This window comes from Zhongshania aliphaticivorans (genome assembly GCF_902705875.1).
Lineage (GTDB): Bacteria > Pseudomonadota > Gammaproteobacteria > Pseudomonadales > Spongiibacteraceae > Spongiibacter > Spongiibacter aliphaticivorans_A.
This window is the reverse complement of the sequence record NZ_CACSIK010000001.1, coordinates 370,060-390,501: the sequence shown is the minus strand read 5'-3', so window position 1 is coordinate 390,501 and position 20,442 is coordinate 370,060. Positions and strand designations below refer to the sequence as shown.

Sequence of the window (20,442 nt, the reverse complement as noted above, 5' to 3'; positions counted from 1 at the left end):
CAACGCCTCAACAAATCCGCAGGCAAAAAAATACCGCTAACGAGAGCGGTATTTAATTTCAACGACACGCTATCCAGAATAACTAGCCAAACGGATGTCGCAACACAATGGTTTCAACGCGATCTGGGCCGGTAGAGATGATATCAATTGGCACGCCGACTATTTCTTCAATCCGACGGATATAAGCGCGTGCATTTTCAGGCAGCTCATCTAGGGATTTAGCACCGAAGGTTGATTCCGACCAGCCAGCCATATCTTCATAGATTGGCGTGATGGTGTCGTAATCTTCACAGTCGAAGGGAGCCGCAATAGATTCGCCTGCAGCATTTTTGTAATCAACACAAATACGCACCGTGTCCAAACCATCTAACACGTCTAACTTGGTTAAGCACAAGCCCGTCACACTATTAATACGAACAGCTTGGCGTAAACCAATACCGTCGAACCAACCGCAGCGACGAGGACGACCCGTAGTCGCGCCAAATTCATGGCCTTTTTTGGCCAAGTAGGCACCGGTGTCATCAAACAACTCAGTTGGAAACGGGCCGCTGCCAACACGAGTTGTATACGCCTTGGTAATACCTAGCACGTAATCAAGATATAGCGGACCAAAACCACTGCCCGTAGCTGTGCCGCCAGCAGTAGTATTTGATGACGTTACAAAGGGATAGGTGCCATGATCAATATCCAGCAAAGAGCCCTGCGCCCCTTCAAACAGAATATTCGCGCCCTCTTCACGGTACTTATGCAGGGCGCTGGTCACATCCGTTACCATAGAGCGCATTTCTTCTGCCATTCGCAGTGCGTCATCCAGTGTCTTTTGGTAATCAACCGCGTCAACTTTATAATAAGAGGTCAGCATAAAGTTGTGATACTCCATCACTTCTTTAAGCTTTGTCGCAAAACGCTCGGCGTTGTACAAGTCACCCAAACGCAAACCGCGACGCGCAACTTTATCTTCGTAAGCAGGACCAATACCACGCCCCGTGGTACCAATCTTTGCCTCTCCACGCGCCAATTCACGCGCTTGATCCAAGGCTATATGGTAGGGAAGGATTAAAGGACAAGCAGGGCTCAAGCGTAAACGCTCGCGCACTGGAACCCCTTTTTCTTCTAGCTGACCCATTTCTTTTAGTAAGGCATCTGGTGCTAGCACCACGCCATTACCAATTAAGCAGGTCACGCCTTCGCGCAATATGCCCGATGGAATAAGGTGTAATACGGTTTTTTCACCACCGATAACTAAAGTATGGCCCGCATTGTGTCCGCCTTGAAAGCGAGCAACCGCATTTGCCTGATCGGTAAGTAAATCGACGATCTTGCCTTTGCCTTCGTCGCCCCACTGAGTGCCTAGCACCACTACATTCTTGCTCATATCCGCTTCTCTGGATAAAGGTTAATACACTGACTCACAACCACCGAGCCGAATTAATTCAGCGATACTACACACCACTGTTCTTTCTCTTTACGAATTACCCGGTCACATGCCGCATCGGCGTCTTGCCCCGGTAAGCCGCAAATCACCTTCTCACCAGACTCACGCAATGACTGAACAAACTGCCACTGCGCTGAACCTGGGTCATAAGGCGCAAATATCGCCGCCGCTTCTGTCACTGGCGGTAGCAAACCCAATAGGGCTTTTAAATCTATACTGAAACCCGTAGCCGGACGCGCTCGGCCAAAAACCTCGCCAATATCATCGTAGCGACCACCGGATGCCAGCGCCTGACCGTGTTCACGTACCAGCGCCGAAAACACCACACCTGTGTGGTAGTGGTAGCCTCGCAATTCAGCAAGGTCAAAATAAAACTGTAAATCAGGAATACGCTGCGCCAATGCGTCAGTTAATTGTTCCAGACTGGCAATGGCGTTAATAGCCTCGGGAATGTCAGCAAAAGCCTCCCGTCCCTTTACCAGCACATCTGCATCACCGTGTAGCTCATTAAGCGCTAAAAGATGCACAGCGACTTTGTCTTCCACAGATAATGCCGCAACAAATTCTAAGAGCTCGGTTTTGGCTTTACGCTGCAGAATATCGAAATACGTTGATTCTTGCTCGGCATTTAACCCTGCCGCCTTTATAACCGCGCGGTAAACTCCCACGTGGCCGGTATCGAGTGTGATGCCATTAAGACCCGCCACACGTAGGGTTTCTAGCATCAAACAAATAATTTCTAAGTCACTGGCTGGACTATTATCACCGTAGAGTTCCGCACCCAATTGAATAGGTGAGCGCGACGCCAAAGGCTTTTTCGGCTTGCTGTGTAAAACACTACCGGCATAACATAAGCGGACAGGGCCTTCACGACCCAGACTATGGGCATCTATTCGTGCAGCCTGAGGGGTAATATCCGCCCGCAGCCCCATCATTCGACCCGTTAACTGATCAGTCACCCTAAAGGTTAACAAATCAATATCACTACCCAAGCCCACCAGTAACGATTCGGTGTATTCCAACATAGGCGGAATCACCAGCTCATAGCCCCAGCGCTTATAAAGGTCTAAAAGTTGCCGACGCAATGCTTCCACTTGAGCCGCTTGCGCGGGCAAAAGCTCTTCAACACCGTCCGGAAGTAACCAACGATCTACCGAAGTCATACGTGATTTTTGCTCTCTTGATCAGCTATCAGACTTTATCGCAGCAAACTCAACAAAATGAGGCCCGATAACATACTTATTAAACCGGCAATACGAACGTGTCGACTGTTCATATCTGCCATCCGGTATGCCAACACCCGCCAGCGATCTGGGCTCAGAAATGGCAATAAACCTTCTATAATAAGTACCAGACTGAGAGCCACTGACAGTTCCTGCCACATGCACTTTGCCTGCCACAAACATAAAAAATCCGCGCTGCCCAAAGACGTTTCGGTCTCGGATCAGCCCGGATGTGTGAATGATATCATACTCCCCGCATAGCGAGGAGTATGAGGACAACTTATCGCTTATCCGCACCCTGTTTTAAGTAGCGGAAAAACTCCCCCTCACTGTCAACCACCAGCAAGTCACCTTTGTTGTTAAATGACGTACGGTATGCCTCTAAGCTGCGAACAAAGGAATAAAACTCAGGATCAGCACTGTATGCAGATGCATAGGTTCGCGCAGCGAGCGCATCCCCCTCACCGCGCAAGACCTCTGCGTCACGGTAAGCATTTGCACCAATAACCGTACGCTGACGATCTGCCGTTGCACGAATTTTTTCTGCCAACTCACGACCTGTCGAACGGTGCTCACGGGCTTCGCGCTCACGCTCAGACTTCATACGATCAAACACAGACTGACTTACCTGCGACGGTAAATCGATACGCTTAACCCGCACATCAACCAACTGAATACCAAATTCGCTGGTCGTAATGCTGTTGAGGTCGCGTGTTAAATCGGTCATTAATAAATCGCGCTCACCCGACACAACTTCGTGGAAGGTGCGTTCACCAAATTTATTACGTAAACCGGTATTAATACGCTGCGCCAACAAGCCTTCGGCACGCACTTCTTCACCATTGGTTGCGGTGTAGAACTTCTGGGTATCAATAACTCGCCACTTTGCGTAAAAATCCACATCCAGAGGCTTTTTCTCAATGGTTAAAAAACGCTGTGTTGGTGCATCCAAGGTCAAAATACGACGCTCAAATTTACGCACCATATGCACAAATGGCGTTTTAACATGTAGCCCAACGCTAATATCAGGATCGACAATCTCACCAAATTTCAGCAGGACAGCGCGCTCTGTTTCTTTCACGATATAAAGGGAGTTAAACGCAAGTACAAGTGCACCCAATAATACAATGACTAAGGTAAATGAACGATTTCCCATCTTAACGGCCCTCCCTACGGGTGGTCTGCGTATCGCGACGCAATTGCTCAACCACTTTGTCGGTTAAGGTGCGAATATCTATTTCTTCCTGAGAACCTGAACGAGTCGCAGTCGATTTATCAATCAACTTATCCAACGGCAGGTACATCATATTATTACCGCCGTCGACATCGACCATCACCTTGGTTGCATCGGAATACACAGTTTCCAAAGTATCAATATAAAGACGCTCGCGGGTAACGGCTGGTGCTTTGCGATACTCAGCATAAAGGTTAGCAAAACGTTGCGCTTCACCTTCTGCTCGTGCAACCACCTGCTCTTTGTATGCTTGCGCTTCTTCTAATTGACGCTGAGCAGCACCGCGCGCTTCAGGAATAATACCGTTGGCGTAGGCTTCGGCTTCATTCTTTAAACGCTCGCGATCTTCTTTTGCTCGGGTTACGTCATCAAACGCATCCTGAACTTGAGACGGCGCTTGCGCATCTTCTATATTCACCTTAGCAACCAAGATACCGCTTTGATAAGTATCCAGATATGCCTGCAAACGCTGCTGGGTATCAACGGCGATTTGCTCCCGACCTTCGGTAATAACTTGATCCATCTTTGAGCTACCAACAACATGGCGCAACGCACTTTCTAAGGCATGCTCCAAGCTCAACTCAGGGCTTTTAACTTTAAGTAAAAAGTTAGCAGGATCAGCAACGGTGTATTGCACCGACAAGGCGATATCAACAATGTTTTCGTCTTCAGTTAACATCTGGCCGCGGCTAGCTACGCCACGCACCTTAGTAACGTTGATTTTGTTAACTTCATCCATCAGTGGCGGGCTCCAGCGCAAACCCGGCATCACTGTTTCATGGTAAACACCCAGCCGCAATACCACTGCGCGCTCTTGCTGATCAACCTGATAGAATCCAAACAGACCCCACACTGCAATCGCGAGAACACCAATAATAACCAGCGTACTTGCACCAATTTTTATATCACCACCATTATTTCCGCCTGGCTTTTTACCCCCACCGAAAATACTGTTGAGCTTTTCTTGAAGCTTTTTAAGTGCTTCATCCAAATCTGGCGGCCCCTGGTTTTTACCACCCCAAGGATCATTGTCTTTGCCGCCACCCGGCTCATTCCAGGCCATAGCCCTCTCCTATATTATCGTATTGTTTCGCTTTTAAATTATCACGACCATCTTTAGCCATCGCATAGAAGCAGCGATCCAACGACGTATTGTCCGGCGGGCAGTCTAGCAGAATTCTTCCTGCGTGCTAACCGGACGCGTTGAGTGTAATGATGCTTCGCTCACCGATTCATTTGACAAAAAACGCTGCCAATCTGATTCTAGTAAACGCAGCTGTAAACATTGTGAACCATCATCGTTTAACTCTTCCTTCAATACCGCCCCAAGGCCGTATAACAAAGCGCGTAATCGGCCCTGTCCTGCACTTAGGGTAATTGAAGTTTCGCAAACCTCACTGCCCAAAATCTCACTTAAGGCTTGGTAAAACAGCGCCAAGCCACTGGCATCTCGAGCAGACAACCAGACTCTAGTCGGCACGCCCTGCTCATTGCGCTCAATACGCGGCTCAACATCAATTAAATCCGTTTTGTTGTACACCTCAAGCAAAGGTATATCTGCAGCGCCAATTTCAGCCAGCACACCTAGTACTTGTTTGATATTGTCATGCCGTTCAGGATCGGCACAGTCCACCACGTGCACCAACAAATCGGCCATCACGGCCTCTTCAAGCGTTGCCCGAAAGGCCTCTACCAGTTTATGGGGGAGGTGACGGATAAAACCAACCGTATCAGCCAAAATAACGGGACCAACATCCCCAACTTGAATTCGTCTAACCGTGGGATCTAATGTTGCAAACAGCTGATCCGCGGCATACACCTCAGAGGTAGTCAGTACATTAAACAGCGTAGACTTACCGGCATTGGTATAACCCACCAAGGACAAAGCCGGTATCTCTGCGCGTCGCCGCGCCCGTCGCGCCTGCTCACGCTGCTTGCGCACTTTTTGAAGTCGCGCCTGAATAGAGGTGATACGCGCACGCAGTAAACGTCGGTCAGTCTCTAGCTGGCTTTCACCCGGCCCACGCAAGCCAATCCCACCTTTTTGACGCTCAAGGTGGGTCCAGCCTCGTACAAGGCGGGTAGACATATGCTGGAGCTGAGCGAGTTCAACCTGCAACTTACCCTCATGGGTATTTGCACGCTGAGCAAAGATATCTAGAATTAAGCCCGTGCGATCGAGCACGCGACATTGAAGCTCGCGCTCAATATTACGTTCTTGACTCGGGGAAAGGGCGTGATTAAACAGCACTAGCTCGCCTTCATTAGCGAGCAATGCTTGACGAATCTCTTCGAGTTTACCCGTACCAACAAATAAGCGAGCGTCAGGACGCTGCCGCGAACCCGTGATGAAGGCAACAGGGTCACCCCCTGCGGAGGTCACCAATTGCACAAATTCGTTGGAATCTTCGCGCTCGTCCTCACTGTGAAAATCCAGATGGACGAGAATTGCACGCTCACCGGAATTAGGTCTTTCAAATAGCAAGGACGAACCTCAATTCAAAGAAGTGCGTTATTATTCGTCTTCTTGATCTTCGTCGTCTTCAGGCGGATGCGCCATCGGTAAACGAACAACACGAGACGGAACAACGGTAGAAATAGCGTGCTTGTACACCATTTGGCTAACCGTATTTTTCAACAAAACAACAAACTGGTCGAATGACTCAATTTGTCCCTGTAATTTAATCCCGTTAACCAAGTAAATGGATACTGGAATACGCTCCTTACGAAGAATATTCAAGTAAGGGTCTTGTAAGCTATGCCCTTTTGACATGGTGTAGCCTCCTGTTATGTGCCCAAATCGGGCGTTGATAAAGCCTATCAATAAAAGTAGCAATATGGATCACGAACCTGCGAATAAGTTCACAATCAGACTGGGTAAATAAGAGTATACCGTAAGTTATTGATTTACGGCAGCGCCGAAGTGCTCCAAGACCTTATTTAGCTGAAATTCTGTTGTTTCGCCAGAATTTAACCAAATTAAATCCTCCCACCCCCGCAACCAAGTGAGTTGACGCTTGGCTAATTGGCGGGTAGCAATCAACGCACGCTCAAAAGCGGCAGCTTCATCGTACTCACCCTCTAAATATTCCCATACCTGACGATAGCCCACAGCACGGATAGACGGCAAGTCAGCATGAAGATCAGCCCGCGCTTTTAAACCGGCAACTTCATCAATAAAACCGGCTGCAAACATCTGCCTCAACCGCTGTTCTATTCGTGCATGTAATATCGAGCGATCAGGCGGTGCAATCGCAAATTGGTAAACTTTATACGGCAGCACCTGAGTTGATTGCCGCGCCTGCCACTCTGTCATTGTGACGCCGCTTAGGCGATAGACCTCAAGAGCACGGGATACACGCTGAGAGTGATTGGGATGAATACGCTCTGCAGATTGCGGATCGACCGCCGCCAAGGCAGCGTGCACTGCAGGCCATCCCTGCTCTGCCGCCAAGGCGCTGATCTCAGCGCGAGTCTTAGCATCGGCTGCCGGCATTTCTGCCAAGCCTTCCATCAGCGCTTTAAAATACAACATCGTGCCCCCGACCAGCAGAGGGATACGACCTGCCGCCGCGCTCTTGGCCATCGCCGCCAGCGCGTCTCGTCTAAATTGCGCTGCAGAATAAGGCTCTGCAGGGTCACAAATATCAATTAATTGATGAGGGTAACGCGCCAAGGTTTGAGCGTCCGGCTTGGCGCTGCCGATATCCAAACCGCGATAAACCAAGGCAGAATCCACGCTAATTAAATCACAGGGTAAGCGTTCACTTAAGGCCAGCGCCAGATCAGTCTTGCCCGCTGCTGTTGGCCCCATCAAAAAAATAGCTGGGGGAAATACAGAATCGAGATTATCGGCCACGTAAAAACCACTTATCCAGCTCAGCCATACCGACTTGCACCCAAGTTGGCCGCCCGTGGTTACACTGGCCACTGCGCTCAGTTGCCTCCATGTCCCGCAGCAAGCTGTTCATTTCGGGCAGGGTAAGGCGTCGGTTAGCACGCACAGAGCCGTGGCAGGCCATTGTCGATAGAATTTCATTAATATGAGCGCGAATCCGGTCACTGCTGCCAAACTCAAGCAAATCTGACAGCACATCTCTCACCAATTGATCCACCGAGGTTTCAGCCAAAATAGTGGGTAATTCACGAACAATAATCGACTCTGCCGCCGCCCGCTCAATACCCATACCCAACTCAGAGAACACCTCAGTATGCTGCTCGGCGCAATCCGCCTCGCGCTCGCTAACCGCCAAGTTCATGGGTACCAATAAGGGCTGACTGCGAATGCCTTCACCATCGCGGGCATTTTTCATTCGCTCATAGGTGATGCGCTCATGCGCTGCGTGCATATCTACCAACACCAATCCCTGCTGATTTTCGGCAAGAATATACACCCCTTTTAACTGCGCTAAGGCATAACCCAAGGGCGGGGCATCACGCTCACCACCCTCACCTCCAGCAACATCGGAAGCCGTCTGCAAACGCTGATATCCCGCCTGCTGATCAGCCACATTGGAAAAAGACGGCTGTGGCGCTCGATATTGGGATTGAAACCCCTCCACACCATTTGAGCTAGGCGCATAATCCAGTGGTGCGCTATTGCCCTGACTCGAACCCGCACCGCTACCTGCCAGCGCCATTGCCGACTGCGCTTCTGGCATTGCTATCATTGGCTCATTACTGCGCTGCGGCATCGACGCATTCTGCGGCACAGTGTCTGGCCTGACGTCAGCCAACACCTTGTGCAAGGTACGAAAAATAAAATCATGCACGGTGCGCCCATCGCGGAAACGCACCTCGTGTTTAGTGGGGTGTACATTGACATCTACCGACGAGGGCGCCAATTCAAGATACAACACAAAAGCAGGGTGGCGCCCGTGAAACAACACATCGCGGTAGGCTTGACGTACGGCATGAACAACTAGGCGGTCGCGCACATAACGACCATTCACGTAAAAATGTTGCAAATCTGCCTGACTGCGAGAAAAGCTTGGCAGCGCCACCCAACCCCACAAGCGCAAACCCATCGCCTCGCGATCAATAAATAATGCCTGCTCCATAAAGGCGGGGCCACACACAGCGGCCAAACGACGCTCTTGCTCTAACTGATTATCTGCCGGTTTGAGACTGTGAATAGCGCGGCCATTGTGGCGCAAAGAAAATCCAACATCGTAACGACTCAAAGCCTGACGCTTAACCACATCATCTAAATGATTAAACTCAGTTTTTTCAGTGCGTAAAAATTTTCGCCTAGCGGGGGTATTAAAAAATAAATCACGCACCTCCACCGTTGTTCCCCGAGGGTGAGCAATTGGCGCCAGCACCGCCTCCATATCTCGCCCCTCGCTGCGCGCCGACCAGCCCGAATCACTGCCCTCACGCGCGGTACTCAAACTCAAACGAGACACCGAACTGATACTTGCTAGCGCTTCGCCGCGAAACCCCAAGCTCGCCACCGACTCTAAATCTTCCAAGGCGTTAATTTTACTCGTGGCATGACGGCTTAAAGCAAGCGGTAAATCTTCGCGATCAATACCCTCACCGTCGTCACGAACACGAATTAATTTAACCCCGCCGTCTTCAATCTCTAACTCAATCCGGCGCGCACCGGCATCAAGGCTATTTTCAAGCAGTTCTTTAACAACGGAGGCTGGGCGCTCAACAACTTCACCCGCCGCAATTTGGTTAGCCAAACGCGGATCTAGTAAACGAATTTTTGTCATTAGGATGCGGGAATCTTTATTTTCTGACCGACGCGGATATTACTACCCGACAATTGATTGTGACGCTGCAAATCACTCAGCGGTACGTTGTAGCGGTGAGCAATGCCTGACAGGGTATCACCGCGAGCAATAACATACTCACGCGCGCCCACGGGTGCACGACCACCTGCAGGTGATATATCGCCTCGTTTTACCGCTGCAAAATACGTATCTGGCGGCGGACTTTCTCTAAAGTAGCGATCAATTCCCTCGTAAATAGCCTGCGCCATTTGACTCTGGTAATTCGAGCTTTTTAACTTACTCGCCTCATGGGGATTAGAAATAAACCCTGTTTCCACCAACAAGGAAGGGATATCTGGTGACTTGAGCACAGCAAACCCTGCCTGCTCAACCCGCTTACTATGCAGCCGAGAAATCTTACCCATCTCGCCAAGCAACTGCCCGCCAACGCTCAAGCTAGCATCCAGGGTCGCGGTCATGGATAAATCGGTTAACACGCCGGCAAGCACCTGATCCTTATCAGACAAACTAACGCCGCCCACCAAATCTGCCTTGTTCTCACGTTGCGCTAAAATCCGCGCCGAGGCACTGGTTGCGCCTCGCTTAGACAAGGCGTACACCGAACTGCCATTGGCACTGGGATTGGTAAAGGCATCAGCGTGAATTGAAACAAAGAAATCTGCCTGCGCTTTTCTGGCCAAATCGCGGCGCTTGGCAAGGCCCACGTAATAATCGCCATCGCGAATCATAACAACCTGGTAGCCTTTTTTGCGCTCAAAGCGTTCTTGTAAACGCTGGGCAATTTTATACACCACATCTTTTTCTTTAATACGCCCCGGTCCAATTGCGCCAGGGTCTTCGCCACCATGTCCGGCATCAATGGCAATAACCACATTGCGATGGGAGCTATTCTCTACACTCTTTACTACCTTTGGCGCACTGGGTTTAGCGCTGGCGCTGGCACCAGCACCCTGACCACTATCTAAAAAATCCACCACCAAGCGATCTTGCAAATCACCGCTAGCCGCCAGTAAAAAACTGCGCACCTGCACCGCATTGTTTAAATCAAACACAATACGCAGGGTGCCATTGGGCTTTTCTGCGTGGCGTAAACGGGAGATGGGGCTATTGGCAAATTCAAGTTTGCTAGTGTCAGAACTAAGTTTGGTATTCTGTATATCAATAACCAGACGATCAGGCTTATCAAGCGTGATCAGCTCATGCTCGACTGAACCACTTAGATCAAACACCACACGGCTATGGTCGGGCGCCCGCCAAAATCTGACATCGCGAATCTCAGCCGCCTGCAAAGCCGCCGACCAAAATACCAAACTGCACAATAATGCACTGCTAATTCGCTTCATATTCGCTCAACTGCGCTAGTATTTGTTGCCCACGCAACGTCACACCACGCGCGGCAAGAAGACGACCCGTCCCCTGCGGCTCAATGCTAACCATTATGTCAGCAGATGGCAAAAATCCGCTACCGCGCTGCGGCCATTCAATCAAACAAATCGCACCATGATCAAAATAGTCACGAATACCCATATACTCCAATTCTTCAGGATCACCAAGGCGATAAAGGTCAAAGTGATACACACTGACCGCTGTGGCCTGTTCCGGTTCCCCCTCGCGTCTTAAGTTCTCATAGGGTTCAACCAAGGTATACGTCGGGCTTTTTACCGGACCGTTGTAGCCAAAAGCGCGCAGCACACCGCGACAAAATGTGGTTTTACCCGCACCTAGCTGGCCCTCCAAATAGACCACGGCGCCACCCCGCATTGCCTTAGCAATAAGCTCGCCAGCCGCCACTGTCTTGGCCTCATCATCCAGATACCGCTGCATACCGATTGATCACACCCCGCAAATTATCAATAACATCACTAGCAAGCATACCGCGCTCGCCGCTGCTCGCCGCCTCATCACCTGCTGCGGCATGAACCGCCGCTGCCAAACAGGTAGCGTGTGCAGGAAAATGACCCTGCGCGACAAACGCCGCCACCACCCCCGACAGCACGTCACCCATTCCTCCGCTTGCCATGCCCGGGTTGCCCCCACTATTTAAATACAAGGCCGCCGTCGTGTCTGCATCGGCAATAAGCGTACCCGCACCTTTTAACAACACCGTTGCCTGATATTTATCCCGCAGCGCCAATACCGCCGCAAACCGATCACGCTGTATTTGCACGGTGTCGCACTCTAGGAGCCTAGCCGCCTCACCGGGGTGGGGCGTGAGTATACGCGGAGCCGTATGCGAGCGCAGAATTTCCGGTGTTTCCGCCAATAAATTCAAAGCATCCGCATCAATAAGCAACGGTTTATTACTGCTCACCACCGACCTTAGCAACACCCGCGCCCACTCGCTTTGGCCAAGCCCCGGGCCAATGACTATCACGCTGGCCTTGTCTAATAAACCAGCAAGTATGCCGCCTTTGGCCAATTGCCCCCCCGCCAAACCGTGCACCATCAACTCTGGTCGCGCGGCAAGAAAGTGGGCACTGTGCTCGGGTCTAGTCACGCAAGACACCAAACCCGCACCGGATCGGGCCGCCGCCGTTGCCGCCAGTAAATTCGCACCCGCCATACCAATATCACCACCAACCACCAAAACATGGCCAAACAGTCCTTTATGACCATTTCGTGGGCGAGCACCCCACTCTGCCAGCATCGTGTTTAGGTTAAGTAATTTGGTTTTTTCAGCCGTATCATCACTTAGCTGTAAGTAAACAGCACTTGGCACCGCAAGGGTGTCAAAAACCTTGTCACCGGCGCAATCAATGCCATCCAAGGTAAACAAACCGCGCTTTTTGCCTATAAAGCTGATGGTGACGGATGCGCGAACCGCCGCACCCAATTGCCGACCCGTGTCGCTGCATAAGCCCGACGGTAAATCCACCGCCAATACCGGTGCCTCACTGGTATTCACAGCCGCGATTGCCTGCGCATAGTTTTCACGGACCAAACCTGTCAGGCCTGTGCCCAGCATGGCGTCCACCACAAGCGCTTGGGAACGAGGTCGTTCACCCTCCCACCTTTTAATTACCACACCGGCATCACTCGCGCTCTGCCTTGCCAAAGCGGCATCACCGCGCAATGACAAAGGATCTGACAATGCCCATACGCGCACAGCCATTCCCGCATTTTCTGCCAAAGCCGCAATCAAATAGCCATCACCACCATTATTGCCACCGCCGCAGAACACATCGATAAGGGATTTATCTGGCCACCGCCGTGGTATTTCGGCAAAAGCAGCACGTGCTGCCCTGCTCATCAATTCAAAACCTGCAATGCCACTGGCAATCGCAAGCCGGTCTAGCTCCCGCACTTGGGCTGCGGTATACAAGTAATCATGTGCAATACTTTCTGAGGATGACATACACTGCAATCTCGACTGTGTAAAATAGGGTTGCGCTACAGCGGCAAAACAGAGCCCTGCTTAGCCTGCGCCTTGTTTGTAATTGCCAACTAATAGCTGTGGTCAATTATAGACGCCCTTTTGCCGTGATTTTATGTTTGGCCAATAATCGGACACACTATCTTTCTAAAACTTTATTTGTAGTAAAGGCTGAGCACACCAGATTACTCTCCACCATGCGCGGGCAAACTCAGACATCACATGACACAAAACAGCAATTACGCAACGCTAGCGGAGCAAATAAAAACATGGGGGCAGGAGCTAGGCTTTGCCCACATTGGCATAAGCCCCGCAACCAACGCCAGCCACGCTCAACACCTGCACAACTGGCTAGCCAAAGACTACCACGGCGACATGAGTTACATGGCTGAGCGCGAAGAATTGCGCGCCACCCCAGACCAACTATTACCCGGCACCATCCGCGTTATCAGTGCTCGCCTAGACTACCTGCCCGACAGTGAAGACTGCGACACCATCTTAAACGCCCCCCAAAAAGCCTATATTTCTCGCTACGCCCTTGGCCGCGATTATCATAAATTAATTCGCAAACGCCTTAGCCGTCTAGCCGAAAAAATAAGCGGCATTGCCGGAGGCAGCCACCGCGCTTTTGTCGATAGCGCCCCGGTGCTAGAGCGCGGCTTTGCCGAGCAAGCCGGTCTTGGCTGGATTGGCAAAAACACCATGCTGATTAACAGCAAAGCGGGATCGTGGTTTTTCTTGGGAGAAATATACACCGACATACCGCTGCCAATTGACCCACCGCAGGAAACCGGACATTGCGGCAGCTGCCGTGCCTGCTTGGACGACTGCCCAACTGGAGCGATTGTTGCGCCTTACCAAGTCGACGCCCGACGCTGCATTTCGTATTTAACCATTGAGCTCAAAAGTAGTATTCCAGAAGAGTTGCGTCCCTTAATGGGTAACCGAGTCTTTGGCTGCGACGACTGCCAACTGGTTTGCCCTTGGAATAAATTTGCCCAAACCACCCAAGAAACTGATTTTTCGCCACGCCATCAGCTCGACAATAGCGATTTAATCACCTTATTTTTATGGACAGAAAACGAATTCTTAGACAATACCGCCGGCTCCCCCATCCGCCGCATTGGCTATCAGCGCTGGTTACGCAATTTAGCGGTTGGTATTGGCAACGGGCCAGCCAGCAAAAACGCCATAGACGCCCTAAGCACTCAATACGCCAAGGCAGATGATATAGCCCGCGAACATATTGATTGGGCGCTGACCAAGCTCAAAAACACCAACACTGAAAACTTAGCCTAGCGCTTAACTGCCAGCGGCTATGAAATCGCATTCACCCCACAAGCATTAAGGCTTGGCCTGACACAGCTAAAAATACAGCGCCTTGAGGGCAAGCTAGTGCTCAAACCTAAAACGGCAGGGCGTAATTTAGCATGACGCTTTCTCGCCCTTCACCTTCGTCGCTGTAATTGATATTCAAGGCTAGGCGAGAGTTGGCTATGGCCACCGATGCACCCACGCTAACGTCTACAAAGCTGTCATCATCTGCGCTGTAACTCGGCATTTGGTAGCTGGTATAGCCTAGATTGGTATTGGTGACTTCGATGGTTTCATCGCCATCTTCAAGCTCTGACACTGAAAACAATTCGGCGTACAGGCTCACTCCCTCACTCACTGCCATATTGGCCAAGACACCCGCTCGCAATTGGCGACTCTGCCGGCTTTGTTCGCCCCAGCTATAATTAGACACGGCACCGCCTGATTCGGTGTAAGCGTCTACTTTTGTGCTTAATAAGCGAGCGCCAATAGCCGGCGCAATGCTAAGCGCGTTTGACGACGAGAGGTTATAAGCGAGCTGTCCATCAAAATGCCAGCCGTACCCTTCTGTATCACCGCTGGCTACCAATGCTCTGTCACCCAGCGCAAAGTGGCGGTCAACATCGCCATAATCCACAATGCTTAACCCCACACTGCCCTCTGCCAGCCAGTGTCCATCGCGGTAATTAGCCAAAGCGCTTAAACCAACACTGCTTGCAGAAAAATCAGCGCCACCACCGTCAGTTTCATGGTTTGCCATGCTCAGCGCGGCCCCTAAGCTCATCACTGATGATACCGCTTTGTTATAACCCAGGGTGAGGTGGTTAGTGGTTTGATCGCCGCCATTTTGGGTATCTTCATTCGCTCCGCTGGCATTAATAAACATGCGGTCGGTATTTTCTAGCCAGCGATTTTCTCTCAGGGTGTGGCTCAGGCTGTCGTGCTGAGTACGCGCAATACCCAGACCAATGCCAGCCAACTGGCCAACTAATTGCGGCGCAACTACAACATCAATTAAATAGTCACCGGTAATTTCTCCCACTTTGCCGGTGGGGTGAACACCGTCATTGAATAAGAGTTTATCTGGGTCTGGACTGATGCCATCAATGCCGTAAATTGGATGCTCTATACAATCGCCATTGCTGTCATCAAAACACATATATCGCTGATCAAAGGTGGCCAAGGGGCCGAGCGCAACATTGGCACCACTGGCAAAGCCATAGGTCTCTGCGTTGTCTGATACGTAGTTAATCACCCCCGCCAAATCGACAGGAATAATATTGGCTGAGCTAAAATTTGCGTAGGTCATTAAGGCTTGGTTATAGCCCGCCGCGCCAGCGGATACCGTAGCCGCGTAGCCTGGCACAGCAAGATTCTGTGCTTGGGCGGCAGGTGTATTGCCCAAATCTGGCAGATTGCTCAACATGATGTATCGGCCACCGGCATCACTTAGCGCCGACACCCCCGCCATTAAGGTTTGTGCAGAAGTAATAATGCTTGCTTGATCTGTGGCAGTGCCGTTTAAAAAGTCATTACCACCACCGTCAATTAAGATAAGCGCATTTGAGCTTATGGTGTTGTTCTCTGTTAAGTAGGCGGGTCTGGCCACGGGGCCGCCGGCTGGCAGCGCTAGGCCAGTCCCGTTAATTGAATTTAAAATATCTGCTGTTTCGTAACCGCCAACGGCATAATTGCTGCCGCCGCTCGCAGCGGGGTCTGTTGCCAAACCCAGCTCTAAACCCAAGTACTGAGGCGCAATATTGGCGTATGGGTCGGTAGTGTAGTCACCGGTTCTGTTGGTAAAGCGTCGACCAAGGTTGCCGCTGTCTAACAAGCTGTCGCCAAAGATAAGCAGTTCACTAAAATAGCTTTGTGCTGACAGGGGGGAGCAAAGCAGGGAAGCCACACACAGTGCGGTCAGTTTTTTCATTTTGTCACCTTCTTATTGTTAACTAGTGTGTTGTCGCTTAAGCCAACAAACCGCTCATGGCGCATTCAAAACACCGATGTCACGACAAGTTTTCATCGACAACATAAGTGGCTACGAGACCCGTTTTACGCCCAAACAACAATACGGGTTAATACAGATAGCCCTTGAACAATAGAAGACGATTGCGTCTTTGGCAAAGGTGAAAAGGTAAAATAAAAGACCCGCTAAGCGCGTCTGCGGTCATCCCGACAGATGACCGCGACAAGCAGAGAGATGACTAAGAGAGGCGTAAAAAATGTTCGCGGTAATAGCTAAGTTCGGCAATGGAATCATAAATATCATCCAACGCTAAGTGCGAAGCCGACTTATTCAAGCCGCCGCTTAAATCTGGCCGCCAGCGCCGTGCTAGTTCTTTTAGGCTACTCACGTCTAAATTGCGGTAATGGAAAAAAGCTTCAAGCGTTGGCATTTCTCGGGCCATAAACCGACGATCTTGGCAAATACTATTGCCACACATGGGTGATGCGCCTTTTTCAACATGCTTGTCTAAAAATGCCAAGGTGAGACGCTCGGCTTCGTCTGCGGTAATACAGGTGTCCTGTACCCGCTTGGTCAAACCTGATTTGCCGTGCTGACGGGTATTCCATTCATCCATTGCCGCTAATACGTCTTCGGACTGATGAATTGCCAACACCGGCCCCTCTGCAAGCACGTTTAAATGTGCATCAGTCACCACAGTCGCAATTTCTATAATATGGTCGTTAAGAGTGTCTAGACCGGTCATCTCTAGATCAATCCAAATTAAATTTTGTGACTTTTCCATAGGGTTACCTCCGCTGTGAATGTTGATAAATATTGCCCGCTTTAGCCCAGCGCGGTAGTGGTTAGCATTTGACTCTGATCAGTTGCACGTACACAAAGTGTCGATTGTAACAGCACATGGGGTAAGATGACGCATCTAAACGGCCTGCTACAGCTTGTAGCGCCTTGTGTGCCCGCCAATCAATCGCACGCCCAATACCCTAAGGGAGTATAATTTGCTTTTTTGCCACGAGCTGCAAACAACAAATCGACTTTTTTCAATAGCAAGTAACTCAGTGCTCAGTCTTGCTGCGCCCTCAGTTATTTACTGCCTGTAAACGCGTATTATGGGCCGCTCTTGCAATAACCAACTCAAGTCGAATCAGCCTTAATGACAAAACGTAAACTCAGCCGACAACAGCGCTGGCGCATAGAAAAAGTGCAAGCCGAACGTAACGAGCGAGCAAACAAGCGTAATTCACAGCTGAACCAAGCTTTAAGCGAGGGCGAGTTAGGCCCTGAACAAAACGGCTTGATAGTGAGCCATTTTGGCCAGCAGGTTGAGGTTGAAAGCGATGTAGGACTTCGCCAGCGCTGTCATGTTCGCGCCCACATTGAAAATTTAGTGACTGGCGATAGCGTGACTTGGCGAGAAGGCAAGCCCACCGGGGTGGTTGTTGCCCGTAATGATCGCCATTCGCTACTTTCTCGGCCGGACAATCACGGCAAGTTAAAGCCGGTGGCCGCCAATATTGACCATATTGTGATTGTCATTGCCCCCGAGCCTCGCGCTCACGCCAATCTGATTGATCGCTATTTGGTGGCTTCAGAAGCGATTGGCATTAGCCCTATATTGCTGCTCAATAAATCTGACTTGATTAACGCTGACAACCAAGCCTACTTAGACAGTATGCTGGCTCGCTACCAAGAAATTGGCTATTCGGTGACTCGCGCCTCAACCGCCGCTGAGCATGGCTTGGACCAATTAAAGCAAACTTTAAGCGGGCAGATCAGTGTGTTTGTGGGCCAATCTGGGGTGGGCAAGTCATCGCTGGTAAACAGCCTGCTACCCGGCACCGATACCCGCATTGGCGCTTTGTCTGAAAGTACCGCCAAGGGCAAGCACACCACCACCACGGCCCGCCTTTATCACTTTCCCGACGGCGGCAGTTTGATTGACTCACCGGGAATCCGCGAGTTTGCGCTTTGGAATATGGACCGAGAAAAGGTGTTGGCCGGCTTTATTGAATTTAGACCTTTTTTGGGTTTGTGCCGATTTCGAGACTGCAAGCATGAGCATGAGCCACAGTGCGCGCTGCTTGATGCCGAAGCGGAAAATAAAATCAGCCCTGAACGCATGGCAAGTTATCGCCAAATCATTCAAAGCCTTAATACCGATTAACACAAACCGTCATACCTGCGATCTACAATAAAATCACTTCTCAATTATTTAATAATTGAATTTATAGTGAGTAATCAAAGCTATTTAAGGTCTTATGTATTAACACGCGCAGAAAAGTACGTCCTTTCGGCATCGCCGAATTGGCGTTGCTACTGCTACAATCCACCTTCACGTTAAACGTAAGTTATTTATCATGAAAGACTGGCCACTATTAATTGAAACATCGCAGCTCGCCGATGCGCTGCACGACCCAAATTTATTAATTTTGGATACCTGCAGCGCTGCCAATTATGCGGATCATCACATCCCCGGCGCGGTCCATATTGCGCCATCTGAATTGCAAAGTGGTGTTAAACCAGCGGTGGGTAAACTTCCCAGTATTGAGGCGCTGAACGCCCTTTTTACCAAAGTAGGGCTCACCCCTGACAAGCATGTTGTTGTCTATGATGATGAAGGCGGCGGCTGGGCTGGACGTTTAATTTGGACATTAGATGTTATCGGTCATCAAAACTATTCTTATATTGATGGCGGCTTACACGCTTGGCTGCACGATGGCTACGCAACTGAAAAAGTGGCGAACCTTCCCGCGCCAATAGAGCAAAACATCAGCATTGATAGCCTGCCGATTGCAGAAATTGAAGACTTTATTCACTTATTAGACAACAGTCAGCTTGCAATCTGGGACGCCCGTTCGCCAGAAGAGTACCGAGGCGAAAAAGTATTCGCTCAACGCGGCGGCCATATTCCTGGGGCCATTAATCTTGACTGGCTGGAGTTGATAAACCGCGACAAGCAAATGCGCCTTAAAGACACCAGTAAACTGCAGTCGCGGCTTAATGAGCTAGGCCTTACCGCAGATAAAACTATTATCACCCACTGCCAAACCCATCATCGCTCTGGGCTGAGCTATCTGTTGATGAAAATCCTCGGCTACCCTCACATAAAGGCGTATCACGGCTCATGGGGTGAATGGGGAAATAGTGAGACCACCCCGATAGAAACCGGTGATCATCCACAGCCAAGCGCCCAAAAGCCTTAATAAATCGCTTAGTCGATACATAACTTTTGTCGAGTCAATCAAAGGATACCTTGTGAAAATAGCGTTTATTATTCTGCAATTTCTACTCCCCCAACACGCCCTTTCTCGTCTTGTTGGAAAACTAGCAGAAACTGATATTCCGTGGCTTAAAGACGTGCTAATTAGTCGTTTTATTAAGCAATACAACGTTGATATGGATGAGGCGGCTGATTCGGACCCCCGCAATTACCGCAACTTTAATGCCTTTTTTACCCGCGCATTAAAAGAAGGCGCGAGACCCATCTGCGAGGAGAGCAATGCCATCGCTTGCCCTGCCGACGGCGCCATCAGTCAAATAGGCAATATCACCGATGGCCGAATTTTTCAGGCAAAAGGGCAAGACTACAGCTTACTGAGCTTACTGGGGGGTGATCGCGAGGCTGCCGCCTTATTTAACGAGGGCAGCTTTGCAACCATTTACCTCTCGCCCAGAGATTACCACCGCGTACACATGCCACTGGCCGGCACCCTGCGCACCATGAGCTACATTCCTGGCGCGCTATTCTCCGTTAATACCGCCACAGCCGAAAATGTACAGGGCCTATTTGCCAGAAATGAACGCGCAGTGTGTCTTTTTGATACCGAAGCCGGCCCCATGGCAGTTATTCTTGTGGGGGCAATGATTGTGGCTGGTATAGAAACGGTGTGGGATGGCCAAATTGCACCACCGCCCAAAGGCATTAAAACCACGGATTATCGTCAAGAGCCAAGAGACATTCAGCTAGAAAAAGGCGCAGAAATGGGCCGATTCAAACTGGGCTCAACCGCGATTGTGTTATTTGCGAAGGATCGCAGTGAATGGCTAAGCACTTTTGAAGCGACGACGCCAACACGTCTTGGCGACACCCTAGGCCATATTCAAACTATCGCTGATTCACCCCCAATCTGACCGAGCTGCGCGCCAAGAC

General features: G+C 50.3%; 18 protein-coding genes. 4 read left to right on the top strand and 14 right to left on the bottom strand.

Annotation, left to right across the window (positions count from 1 at the left end):
* Nucleotides 1–82: 82 nt before the first annotated feature.
* The 12 genes from AELLOGFF_RS01845 to AELLOGFF_RS01790 form a co-directional block, all read right to left on the bottom strand.
* Nucleotides 83–1,375: an adenylosuccinate synthase gene (locus AELLOGFF_RS01845; RefSeq protein WP_159267069.1), complete on the bottom strand. Its 1,293-nt coding sequence runs from the start codon at nucleotides 1,373–1,375 to the stop codon at nucleotides 83–85.
* A gap of 53 nt (nucleotides 1,376–1,428) precedes the next feature.
* A complete protein-coding gene (locus tag AELLOGFF_RS01840) occupies nucleotides 1,429–2,598 on the bottom strand; it encodes an ATP phosphoribosyltransferase regulatory subunit (protein WP_159267068.1) in 1,170 nt (389 codons plus the stop codon).
* A gap of 35 nt (nucleotides 2,599–2,633) precedes the next feature.
* Nucleotides 2,634–2,801: a DUF2065 domain-containing protein gene (locus AELLOGFF_RS01835; RefSeq protein ID WP_327785471.1), complete on the bottom strand. Its 168-nt coding sequence runs from the start codon at nucleotides 2,799–2,801 to the stop codon at nucleotides 2,634–2,636.
* Between the two features lie 137 nt (nucleotides 2,802–2,938).
* Nucleotides 2,939–3,814: a protease modulator HflC gene (gene hflC, locus AELLOGFF_RS01830; protein WP_159267066.1), complete on the bottom strand. Its 876-nt coding sequence runs from the start codon at nucleotides 3,812–3,814 to the stop codon at nucleotides 2,939–2,941.
* 1 nt (nucleotide 3,815) lies between these two features.
* Nucleotides 3,816–4,955 (bottom strand): FtsH protease activity modulator HflK, encoded by a 1,140-nt coding sequence (gene hflK / locus AELLOGFF_RS01825; RefSeq protein ID WP_159267065.1) that lies wholly within the window; start codon nucleotides 4,953–4,955, stop codon nucleotides 3,816–3,818.
* Between the two features lie 105 nt (nucleotides 4,956–5,060).
* Nucleotides 5,061–6,377: a ribosome rescue GTPase HflX gene (gene hflX / locus AELLOGFF_RS01820; RefSeq protein WP_159267064.1), complete on the bottom strand. Its 1,317-nt coding sequence runs from the start codon at nucleotides 6,375–6,377 to the stop codon at nucleotides 5,061–5,063.
* Between the two features lie 30 nt (nucleotides 6,378–6,407).
* On the bottom strand, nucleotides 6,408–6,665 hold the full coding sequence (hfq, locus tag AELLOGFF_RS01815; protein ID WP_159267063.1) for an RNA chaperone Hfq: 258 nt from the start codon (nucleotides 6,663–6,665) through the stop codon (nucleotides 6,408–6,410).
* 126 nt (nucleotides 6,666–6,791) lie between these two features.
* Complete coding sequence (gene miaA, locus AELLOGFF_RS01810) at nucleotides 6,792–7,706, bottom strand: tRNA (adenosine(37)-N6)-dimethylallyltransferase MiaA (protein ID WP_200842681.1); 915 nt, start codon at nucleotides 7,704–7,706, stop codon at nucleotides 6,792–6,794.
* A gap of 34 nt (nucleotides 7,707–7,740) precedes the next feature.
* On the bottom strand, nucleotides 7,741–9,615 hold the full coding sequence (mutL, locus tag AELLOGFF_RS01805) for a DNA mismatch repair endonuclease MutL (RefSeq protein ID WP_159267061.1): 1,875 nt from the start codon (nucleotides 9,613–9,615) through the stop codon (nucleotides 7,741–7,743).
* Nucleotides 9,615–10,979: an N-acetylmuramoyl-L-alanine amidase gene (locus AELLOGFF_RS01800; RefSeq protein ID WP_159267060.1), complete on the bottom strand. Its 1,365-nt coding sequence runs from the start codon at nucleotides 10,977–10,979 to the stop codon at nucleotides 9,615–9,617. The genes mutL and AELLOGFF_RS01800 overlap by 1 nt, the downstream gene beginning before the upstream one ends.
* Nucleotides 10,966–11,460 (bottom strand): tRNA (adenosine(37)-N6)-threonylcarbamoyltransferase complex ATPase subunit type 1 TsaE, encoded by a 495-nt coding sequence (gene tsaE / locus AELLOGFF_RS01795; RefSeq protein WP_159267059.1) that lies wholly within the window; start codon nucleotides 11,458–11,460, stop codon nucleotides 10,966–10,968. The genes AELLOGFF_RS01800 and tsaE overlap by 14 nt, the downstream gene beginning before the upstream one ends.
* Nucleotides 11,441–12,991 carry an NAD(P)H-hydrate dehydratase gene (locus tag AELLOGFF_RS01790; RefSeq protein WP_159267058.1) on the bottom strand — a complete coding sequence of 517 codons (1,551 nt, stop codon included), beginning with the start codon at nucleotides 12,989–12,991 and terminating at the stop codon, nucleotides 11,441–11,443. The genes tsaE and AELLOGFF_RS01790 overlap by 20 nt, the downstream gene beginning before the upstream one ends.
* A gap of 240 nt (nucleotides 12,992–13,231) precedes the next feature.
* On the opposite strand from AELLOGFF_RS01790, the gene queG reads away from it, so the two are divergent.
* The gene (queG, locus tag AELLOGFF_RS01785) at nucleotides 13,232–14,308 is read left to right on the top strand and encodes a tRNA epoxyqueuosine(34) reductase QueG (RefSeq protein WP_159267057.1); all 1,077 of its coding nucleotides are present in this window, start codon (nucleotides 13,232–13,234) and stop codon (nucleotides 14,306–14,308) included.
* Nucleotides 14,309–14,414: 106 nt separating this feature from the next.
* Here queG and AELLOGFF_RS01780 read toward each other — a convergent pair whose 3' ends face one another.
* Complete coding sequence (locus tag AELLOGFF_RS01780) at nucleotides 14,415–16,253, bottom strand: autotransporter domain-containing protein (protein ID WP_159267056.1); 1,839 nt, start codon at nucleotides 16,251–16,253, stop codon at nucleotides 14,415–14,417.
* Nucleotides 16,254–16,530: 277 nt separating this feature from the next.
* On the bottom strand, nucleotides 16,531–17,076 hold the full coding sequence (gene orn, locus AELLOGFF_RS01775; protein ID WP_159267055.1) for an oligoribonuclease: 546 nt from the start codon (nucleotides 17,074–17,076) through the stop codon (nucleotides 16,531–16,533).
* A 369-nt stretch (nucleotides 17,077–17,445) separates the two neighbouring features.
* Between orn and rsgA the strand changes: the two genes are divergently transcribed.
* From rsgA to asd, 3 genes are all read left to right on the top strand, one after another.
* Nucleotides 17,446–18,456, top strand: a complete 1,011-nt coding sequence (gene rsgA, locus AELLOGFF_RS01770; protein WP_159267054.1) for a small ribosomal subunit biogenesis GTPase RsgA — start codon at nucleotides 17,446–17,448, stop codon at nucleotides 18,454–18,456.
* A 193-nt stretch (nucleotides 18,457–18,649) separates the two neighbouring features.
* Nucleotides 18,650–19,495 (top strand): sulfurtransferase, encoded by an 846-nt coding sequence (locus AELLOGFF_RS01765; protein ID WP_159267053.1) that lies wholly within the window; start codon nucleotides 18,650–18,652, stop codon nucleotides 19,493–19,495.
* A gap of 52 nt (nucleotides 19,496–19,547) precedes the next feature.
* Entirely contained in the window at nucleotides 19,548–20,423 is an 876-nt protein-coding gene (gene asd / locus AELLOGFF_RS01760) for an archaetidylserine decarboxylase (RefSeq protein WP_159267052.1), read from the top strand.
* Nucleotides 20,424–20,442: the final 19 nt, after the last annotated feature.

What these genes read in the sequence shown, in the direction of transcription:
- hfq (WP_159267063.1), bottom strand. Translation starts at nt 6,665, where the DNA reads ATGTCAAAAGGGCATAGCTTACAAGACCCTTACTTGAATATTCTTCGT.
- AELLOGFF_RS01790 (WP_159267058.1), bottom strand. Translation starts at nt 12,991, where the DNA reads ATGTCATCCTCAGAAAGTATTGCACATGATTACTTGTATACCGCAGCC.
- tsaE (WP_159267059.1), bottom strand. Translation starts at nt 11,460, where the DNA reads ATGCAGCGGTATCTGGATGATGAGGCCAAGACAGTGGCGGCTGGCGAG.
- AELLOGFF_RS01800 (WP_159267060.1), bottom strand. Translation starts at nt 10,979, where the DNA reads ATGAAGCGAATTAGCAGTGCATTATTGTGCAGTTTGGTATTTTGGTCG.
- mutL (WP_159267061.1), bottom strand. Translation starts at nt 9,615, where the DNA reads ATGACAAAAATTCGTTTACTAGATCCGCGTTTGGCTAACCAAATTGCG.
- AELLOGFF_RS01765 (WP_159267053.1), top strand. Translation starts at nt 18,650, where the DNA reads ATGAAAGACTGGCCACTATTAATTGAAACATCGCAGCTCGCCGATGCG.
- AELLOGFF_RS01780 (WP_159267056.1), bottom strand. Translation starts at nt 16,253, where the DNA reads ATGAAAAAACTGACCGCACTGTGTGTGGCTTCCCTGCTTTGCTCCCCC.
- hflC (WP_159267066.1), bottom strand. Translation starts at nt 3,814, where the DNA reads ATGGGAAATCGTTCATTTACCTTAGTCATTGTATTATTGGGTGCACTT.
- queG (WP_159267057.1), top strand. Translation starts at nt 13,232, where the DNA reads ATGACACAAAACAGCAATTACGCAACGCTAGCGGAGCAAATAAAAACA.
- rsgA (WP_159267054.1), top strand. Translation starts at nt 17,446, where the DNA reads ATGACAAAACGTAAACTCAGCCGACAACAGCGCTGGCGCATAGAAAAA.
- hflK (WP_159267065.1), bottom strand. Translation starts at nt 4,955, where the DNA reads ATGGCCTGGAATGAGCCGGGTGGCGGCAAAGACAATGATCCTTGGGGT.
- AELLOGFF_RS01840 (WP_159267068.1), bottom strand. Translation starts at nt 2,598, where the DNA reads ATGACTTCGGTAGATCGTTGGTTACTTCCGGACGGTGTTGAAGAGCTT.
- miaA (WP_200842681.1), bottom strand. Translation starts at nt 7,706, where the DNA reads ATGGGGCCAACAGCAGCGGGCAAGACTGATCTGGCGCTGGCCTTAAGT.
- AELLOGFF_RS01845 (WP_159267069.1), bottom strand. Translation starts at nt 1,375, where the DNA reads ATGAGCAAGAATGTAGTGGTGCTAGGCACTCAGTGGGGCGACGAAGGC.
- orn (WP_159267055.1), bottom strand. Translation starts at nt 17,076, where the DNA reads ATGGAAAAGTCACAAAATTTAATTTGGATTGATCTAGAGATGACCGGT.